Raw genomic sequence first — 7,727 nt, forward strand, 5'->3', positions numbered from 1 at the left:
TGCCCATGCCGTTGCGGCGGAACCGACCGAGTAGCCACCTCCCCCGTCAACCCGGGCCGTCAACCCGGGCCGTCAACCCGGGCCGTCAACCCGGGCCGTCAACCCGAATCGTCAACCCGGACCCTGGGACGCTCCGTCCGCGGTGAGCGAGGCGCTCCTGTTCCGGACGATCGTCGCGGCGATGTCGGCGAGATGCGCGAGCCGTTGGACCTCGGAGGCCCGGAAACGCGGGCCACCGGGCCGCCCGACGAGCACCGCCCGATCCGGTCCCACCGGCGCGACCGCGAGTTCCATGCCGAGTGCGGCCCAGCGCGGCGGGAACCAGCCCGCGTCGCGGTCGAGGCGCTGCGCGCGGTCCAACGGGATCCACAGCAGAGTGGAGCGCACCCGCTCCGGGACGGCAAGCTCGTCGCCACCGAGGTCCGGGGCGCCGACGGAGGTCTCGACCACACGCAGGTCCTCGGGCGCGACCCGTTCCAGCAGCACGGCCCAGTCGGCGTGGAACACGCCGCCGACGAACTCGGTCAGGATGGCGAGCGCCTCGTCGGGCCTGGCGGTCAGGGCCTGGACGAGGTCCAGGTCGTGCTGGATGCCGGCGCCACCGGCCAGGTACGGGCGTACGGACTCGACGCGCACCCCGGGTACGGACTGTGCCGCGGTCAGGACGGTGTCGGCCAGCCCGTTCTGCGGCAGCGCGACGACAAGATCGTCCACGGCACCGTTCGGGCCACGCTCGACGACGTCCAGACTGACGATGTCAATGCCGGCCTTGCCGAGAGCGGTCGCGACCGCGCCGAGGGCGCCGGGACGGTCCGGCAGGAGGAGACGCAGCAGATACGACATGTAGCCAAGCATGCAGATTGCGCATGACAGGTCGGTAGCTGGCAAATCACGTGCAGGTATCTGTGCTGGTCATTGGGGTGCTGCCCGGGTGTCCGGGACAGCTACCCGTCACACCGCCGTGCACATTGCGTTACCTGATACCTGGTACCTGGATCGATACCTTGATCGCGATCAGGCGAGCCGGGCGAGCGCGTTCCGTAGCCGGGTGAGGGTCCGGTCCGGGCCGAGGGCGGCGATCGACTCGAACAGCGGCAGGCCCACCGACCTGCCGGTCACGGCAACACGAACCGGCGCCTGCGCCTTGCCCAGTTTCAGCCCGTGGGCGACCGCGACGTCCTCCAGGCGCGCCTTCAGCTCCTGGGCGTCCCAGCCCGGACCTTCGGCGAGCCCGGAGTAGGCGTCGACGGTTGCGGTCAGCAGGTCGGCGGCGTTGTCCTTCATGGCCTTCGCCCATGCCGCGTCGTCGATCACCGGTTCGTCGAGGAACAGGAAGTCCACCAGCGCGACGATCTCGGACAGCAGCACCAGCCGGGTCTGCGCGAGCGGCGCGACGGCCGCGAACACGCCCGGGTCGTAGGCATCGGCGTCCCATGGGGTGGCGTCGCCGGTCACCCAGGGCCGGCATGCGGCGATGAACTCCTGCGGGCCCAGCGCCCGGATGTACTCACCGTTGAACGCCCGCAGTTTGGTCACGTCGAAGAACGCCGGGGCGGAGTTGACCTCATCGAGGCGGAACTCGGCCTCGATGACCTCCCAGGGAACGATCTCCCGGTCACCGGACGGCGCCCACCCCAGCAGCATCAGGTAGTTGCGCATGGCCGCGGCCAGGTAGCCCTCGGCGCGGAAGTCCTCAAGCGCGACCCTGTCCCGCCGCTTCGACAGTTTCTGTCGCTTGGCGTTGACCAGGATCGGCGTGTGCGCCCACACCGGCGGCGGCACGCCCAGGGCGTCCCACAGCAGCTGCTGCTTGGGAGCGTTCGAAAGGTGCTCCTCGGCGCGGATCACGTGGGTGATCCCCATGGTCATGTCGTCGACGACGTTCGCCAGCAGGAACGTCGCCGAGGAGTCCCCGCGGGCGATGACGAAGTCCTCCAGCAGGGCGTTGTCGAACGCCGGCTTGCCGCGGACGAGGTCGTCCACGATCGTCGACCCCTCGTCCGGCGTCCGGAAACGCACCGCGCGACCCTGCGCGCGGGCCAGACCCCGGTCGCGGCAGAAACCGTCGTAGCCACGGTGGCTGTCCCCGGTCCGGGCGGTGACGTCCTCCCGGGAGCAGTCGCAGAAGTAGGCACGCCCGGCGGTGAGCAGTCGGTCGACCGCCTCTTGGTGCGCCCCGGCGTTCGCCGACTGGAAGTACGGCCCCTCGTACTCGTCCGGTCCGACGCCGAGCCAGGCCATCGCGTCGATGATCCCCTGCGTCCACTCCGGACGGCTGCGGGCCGCGTCGGTGTCCTCGATACGCAGCACCAGCGAACCGCCCGACTGGCGGGCGACCACCCAGTTCAGCAGCAGGGACCGGGCGTTGCCGACATGGAACATGCCGGTGGGGGACGGCGCGAAGCGCAGCCGTGGAACGACGCTGACCACCCCCGCACCGTATCTCCCCGGAGGTATCCCCGAACGCGGTGTTGCCGGCACGCCCGACGGTGGCGATGTGGGCCGGCCCGTACGATGACCACAGGGCCGGCCTCGTGGTTGGCGGCCACAAAGTGCTTGTTCTCCTGTTGTAAGGGGTCGTAACCGGTATGGCGATTACCCGGGATGAGGTCGTGCATCTGGCGCGCCTGTCACGGCTGGCGTTGTCCGACGAGGAGCTGGACACGCTCGCCCCCCAGCTGGACGTGATCCTCGGCGCCGTCGCCAGGGTCGCGGAGGTGGCCGCGGGCGACATCCCCCCGACCACGCACGCCATCCCGCTGACGAACGTGTTCCGCGCCGACATCACCGGTGAGTCCCTGTCGCAGGCCGACGCCCTCGCCGGCGCGCCCGCGGTCCAGGACGGCCGTTTCCGGGTGCCCCGCATCCTCGACATGGACGAGTGAGGGTTCCTCCCCGTGACCGACGTCATCCGTTTGTCCGCAGCCCGCACCGCCGCCGCGATCGCCGCCGGTGAGCTGAGCGCACTGGAGGTGACCCAGGCCGCTCTCGACAGGATCGCGAAGGTCGACGACCGGATCAACGCCTTCCTGCACCTCGATGTCGAAGGTGCCGTCGCCGCGGCCTGCGACGTCGATCGGCGCCGGGCCGCGGGGGAGGAGCTCGGGCCGCTGGCCGGTGTCCCGCTCGCGCTCAAGGATGTGTTCACCGCCCGCGGGATGCCGACGACCTGCGGCAGCCGCATCCTCGAGGGCTGGAACCCGCCGTATGACGCGACCGTCGTGTCGAAGCTGCGGGCCGCCGGCGTTGTGATCATCGGCAAGGTCAACATGGACGAGTTCGCGATGGGTTCGTCCACGGAGAACTCCGCCTACGGCCCGACCCGCAACCCGTGGGACACCGACCGCATCCCCGGTGGCAGCAGTGGGGGTAGCGCCGCCGCCGTGGCCGCCTTCGAGACGCCGATCGCGATCGGTACCGACACCGGCGGCTCGATCCGCCAGCCCGCGGCCGTGTGCGGGCTGGTCGGGGTCAAACCGACCTACGGCGGGGTGAGCCGCTACGGCCTGGTCGCCTTCTCCAGCTCCCTGGACCAGGCCGGGCCGCTGGCCCGCACGGTCACCGACGCCGCGCTGCTGCACGCCGCCATCGCCGGTCACGATCCGCTGGACACGACGAGCGTCGAACTGCCGGTGCCGGACGTGGTGGCCGCCGCCGCCAACCGTGACCTGCGGGGCCTGCGGGTCGGAGTGGTCCGCGAGCTGTCCGGGGACGGCTACGACATCGGGGTGCGGGCACGCTTCTCCGACGCCCTCGAGGTGCTCGTCGGGCTCGGCGCCGAGGTCGTCGAGGTGAGCTGCCCGCACTTCACCTACGCGCTGCCCGCCTACTACCTGATCGCGCCGAGTGAGTGCTCGTCCAACCTGGCCCGCTTCGACGCGATGCGGTTCGGCCTTCGGATCGGGGACGACGGTGAGGCCGGCGCCGAGGAGGTCATGACCCGTACCCGTGGCGCGGGCTTCGGGCCGGAGGTCAAACGCCGGATCATCCTCGGCACCTACGCACTGTCGTCGGGGTACTACGACGCCTACTACGGCCAGGCGCAGAAGGTCCGCACCCTCATCGGCCGGGACTTCGCCGCAGCCTACGAACAGGTCGACGTCCTGGTCTCGCCCACCACGCCCACGGTCGCGTTCCGGCTCGGGGAGAAGGTCGACGACCCGGTGGCGATGTACCTGTCCGACCTGTGCACGATCCCGTCGAACCTCGCCGGTGGGCCGGCGATGAGCCTGCCGGTCGGCCTCGCGGACGGGCTCCCGGTCGGCTTCCAGATCATGGCGCCGACGTTCGCGGACAATCGGCTCTACCAGGTCGGCGGCGCGTTGGAGGCGGCCCTGGACGCAGCCCGCGGCCATCCCTTCCTCGACGACGCCCCGGCCCTGTAGCTGACCAGGGATGCGCGATAATGATCTTTTTGTGTATCCGGCGGCCAAGGGCAGGCTGGGCCATGTAGCGGGCAGGCCCAGGTGGCGGGGAGAGCCGTAGGGAACGAGGGAGACTCCAATGGTTGCGCTACGTAGCAGGCGTGAGAACTGGGTGCCGCTGGTGGCCGTGTGGGTGCTGGCTTTGGCCGCGCTCGGTGTGGGTATCGCCGCGACGGCGCCCATCCTGATCGTCTGGGGTGTTCTCGGCCTGGTCGGGGCCGGGTTCGCCACCCGGATCCACCTGCGTGACACCGGTGCCCGCCGCTCGCGGGACGAGGCGGAGGCGGCGGACGCGAGGAACACGGCGGACGCGAGGAACACGGCGGCCGTGGCGGACCAGGTGGACCCCGCCGATCGGGCATGACGGATTTCGGTTCTTCAGTGCAGACAGACGCGGTTGATGAGGAGCACGTGCGTTGACATCCCAGGCCAGTGTGGCGGTCACCACCCCCACCTTCGATGACGCCGTCGCCCGCTACGAGCCGGTGATCGGACTGGAGACGCACGTCGAGCTCGGCACCGCCTCGAAGATGTTCTGTGGCTGCTCGACGGTGTTCGGCGCGGAGCCCAACACCCAGGTATGCCCCACCTGCCTGGGACTGCCGGGTTCGCTGCCGGTGGTCAACGAGGCCGCCGTCCGGTTCGCCGTGATGATCGGCCTGGCGCTGAACTGCTCGGTCGCGTCGTGGTGCCGCTTCGCGCGCAAGAACTACTTCTACCCGGACATGCCGAAGAACTTCCAGATCAGCCAGTACGACGAACCGCTGTGCGAGAACGGCTGGCTCGACGTGGAGGTCGACGGGAAGATCCACCGAATCGGGATCACCCGCGTCCACATGGAGGAGGACACCGGCAAGTCCCTGCACGTCGGCGGGTCCACCGGGCGCATTCACGGGGCGACGCACTCCCTCGTCGACTACAACCGGGCCGGCATCCCCCTCATCGAGATCGTCACCGAGCCGGACGTCCGTTCGCCGGAGGTCGCCCGTGCCTACGTCGACGAACTGCGGGAGCTGTGCCGGGCTCTCGCCGTTTCCGACGTGCGGATGGAACAGGGCTCGTTGCGCTGCGACGCCAACGTGTCGTTGCGGCCGCGGACCGCTCCAGGGGAGCCCGAGGCACCCTACGGCACCCGGTCGGAGACCAAGAACCTCAACTCGCTGCGGTCGGTCGAACGGGCGGTCCGCTACGAGATCGTCCGGCAGGCCACCCGGTTGAACGCGGACCTTCGGATCGTCCAGGAGACCAGGCACTTCGATGAGGCCTCCGGGACGACGTCGTCCGGCCGGTCCAAGGAGGAGGCGACCGACTACCGGTACTTCCCCGAACCGGACCTCACACCGCTGGCACTGACCCACGAGTACGTCGATGCGGTCCGCGCGACCCTGCCCGAACTGCCGGCGCAGCGCCGTGCACGTCTTGCCGTCGACCACGGGTTTTCGCCCACTGACATCGCGAACATGCGGGGCGCCGGCGTGCTCGACCTGGTCGAGGAGACGGTCGCGGCGGGAGCGGCGGCCGGCCCGGCCCGCAAATGGTGGCTGAACGAACTGGCGCGCCGGGCGTCCGACGCCGGTGTCGCCCCGTCGGGCCTTGCGATCGGGCCGACCGATGTGGCCCGCATCGCGGTGCTGGTCGCGGCGGGTGAGCTCACCGACGCCCTGGCCCGCAAGGTCATCGATGGTGTCCTCGCGGGCGAGGGCACCCCGGACGAGGTGGTGGCCGGTCGTGGCCTGAAGCTGGTGTCCGACGACGGCGCGCTCGCCGAAGCGGTGGACGCGGCGATCGCCGCCCAGCCCGCCGTCGCCGAGAAGGTGCGGGGCGGGAAGGTGAACGCGGTCGGCCCGTTGGTCGGCGCGGTCATGAAGGCCATGAAGGGCCAGGCGGACGCGGGCGCGGCCCGCAAGCTCCTGCTGGAGCGCCTCAATATCGGATAACTGTAGGTGGAAACGGTCGTCATAGTGATGGTTTCTACCTACGGATGTCGGTGAACCCCCACCGACTGTAGGTGGAAACGGTCGTCATAGTGATGGTTTCTACCTACGGATGTCGGTGAGCCAGCAGGCCTGAAAGACATCGAGTCAGGGGGCACCGTCTCCAAGTGACTTCGTCAAGTGGCCGTCGCCAACCAGGTCGACTACGTTATGTAACTGTACTGATCTGGTCGTGCGGTGGGTGTGTCGTACCAAAGTGTTTCGCTTACACAGTGGTCCGTACACTTGTCCTCGAGTCCTGAACAATCCGACTGGCGGGCCTTGCCGTCGTCACCGGGAGGAGTGCACGCCGAAGTGCCTCTCACCCCCAGCGGGTTCACCGCATCCAGCACCCGGCGACCTGGTCGCGGGCGGGTGCCTCCCCTTGTGGCTCTCGTGGTCGTCGTCGTACTGCTCGCCGCGGCCGGTGGCGGGTTTGCTCTGAAGACCCACCTGGACAGCCGGGCCCAGGACCGGGCTGCGACCCGCGCGGCGCAGGAGTACCTGTCCGGCTGGCAGAGCCTCGGCTCGCCGGGTGACGCGGGCGCGGCGCAGAACGCGGCCACAGCCGCGCAGGACCGGGGCAAGGCTGACGTGATCGCGGTCAGCGTGCCGGGGACCATCAGCGTCGACCAGCTCGTCACGACCATGGTCGACGTCCGTACCAGGCTGAACGTGACCGGAGCCCGGTTCGTCGTAGGCGCGCTGCACCGGCAGAAGAACAGCGGCACGGTCGGCTATTCGGCAGCGCTCACCCTCGCGGGTTTCCCTGACCCGTATGCATATGACGGCATGTTGCATCTTGTGCGCCAGAACAACGCCTGGAAGGTGGCGGCCCGGCCCGACTCGGTCAACCCGGCCCTGGCCGCTGGCCTGAGGTTGGAACGTACCGCGTCCACCGGCAGACGAGGTCAGCTGGTCGACGTGTCGGGGCAGCCGCTCGGCGGCGACGCCGAACTCGCCGGGAACCTGGTCGGTCAGGTCGCCCCGCTTTCCGGGCTGCAGCGCGCCTACGACACCGACCTTGCCGCCCAGGGCGGCGCGGTGGTCGTCCGCAACGAGCGGAACGAGACCGTGAGCACCCTGCGGACGTATCCGGCGACCGATGGCAGAAACCTCCAGACCACGCTGGACCTCAAGGTGCAGCGGGCCGCGGAGGCCGCGATGGCGACCTCACCCATGCCCAACGGGGCGCTCGTCGCCATCGACACCCGGACGGGCGGGGTCCTGGCCCTGGTCAACCATCCGGTCAACGGCTACAGTCGCGCCCTGATCGGCAGATACCCGCCGGGCTCCACCTTCAAGATCGTGACCGCGACCGCGGCGCTGA

Annotated in this window: 7 protein-coding genes; 5 read left to right on the top strand and 2 right to left on the bottom strand. The window is 69.8% G+C overall.

What is annotated here, in order from left to right; all coding sequences use genetic code 11:
* Positions 1-111: 111 nt before the first annotated feature.
* Both NBW77_RS03620 and gltX read right to left on the bottom strand, forming a co-directional pair.
* Complete coding sequence (locus tag NBW77_RS03620; RefSeq protein ID WP_207387148.1) at positions 112-855, bottom strand: ACT domain-containing protein; 744 nt, start codon at positions 853-855, stop codon at positions 112-114.
* A 159-nt stretch (positions 856-1,014) separates the two neighbouring features.
* Complete coding sequence (gene gltX, locus NBW77_RS03625) at positions 1,015-2,430, bottom strand: glutamate--tRNA ligase (protein WP_131748060.1); 1,416 nt, start codon at positions 2,428-2,430, stop codon at positions 1,015-1,017.
* Between the two features lie 158 nt (positions 2,431-2,588).
* Between gltX and gatC the strand changes: the two genes are divergently transcribed.
* The 5 genes from gatC to NBW77_RS03650 all read left to right on the top strand — a co-directional run.
* The gene (gatC, locus tag NBW77_RS03630; protein WP_131748058.1) at positions 2,589-2,885 is read left to right on the top strand and encodes an Asp-tRNA(Asn)/Glu-tRNA(Gln) amidotransferase subunit GatC; all 297 of its coding nucleotides are present in this window, start codon (positions 2,589-2,591) and stop codon (positions 2,883-2,885) included.
* A gap of 12 nt (positions 2,886-2,897) precedes the next feature.
* Complete coding sequence (gene gatA / locus NBW77_RS03635) at positions 2,898-4,385, top strand: Asp-tRNA(Asn)/Glu-tRNA(Gln) amidotransferase subunit GatA (RefSeq protein ID WP_250279275.1); 1,488 nt, start codon at positions 2,898-2,900, stop codon at positions 4,383-4,385.
* A gap of 118 nt (positions 4,386-4,503) precedes the next feature.
* Positions 4,504-4,788 (top strand): hypothetical protein, encoded by a 285-nt coding sequence (locus NBW77_RS03640; protein ID WP_131748056.1) that lies wholly within the window; start codon positions 4,504-4,506, stop codon positions 4,786-4,788.
* Between the two features lie 70 nt (positions 4,789-4,858).
* Positions 4,859-6,361, top strand: coding sequence for an Asp-tRNA(Asn)/Glu-tRNA(Gln) amidotransferase subunit GatB (gatB, locus tag NBW77_RS03645; RefSeq protein ID WP_250279277.1), 1,503 nt, complete (start codon positions 4,859-4,861; stop codon positions 6,359-6,361).
* Positions 6,362-6,712: 351 nt separating this feature from the next.
* A partial coding sequence (locus tag NBW77_RS03650) for a penicillin-binding transpeptidase domain-containing protein (protein WP_250279276.1) occupies positions 6,713-7,727 on the top strand: 1,015 nt, incomplete at its 3' end.

The sequence above is a fragment of the Frankia sp. Cppng1_Ct_nod genome (assembly GCF_920656135.1).
In the GTDB taxonomy this organism is placed as follows: Bacteria; Actinomycetota; Actinomycetes; order Frankiales; family Frankiaceae; genus Protofrankia; species Protofrankia meridionalis.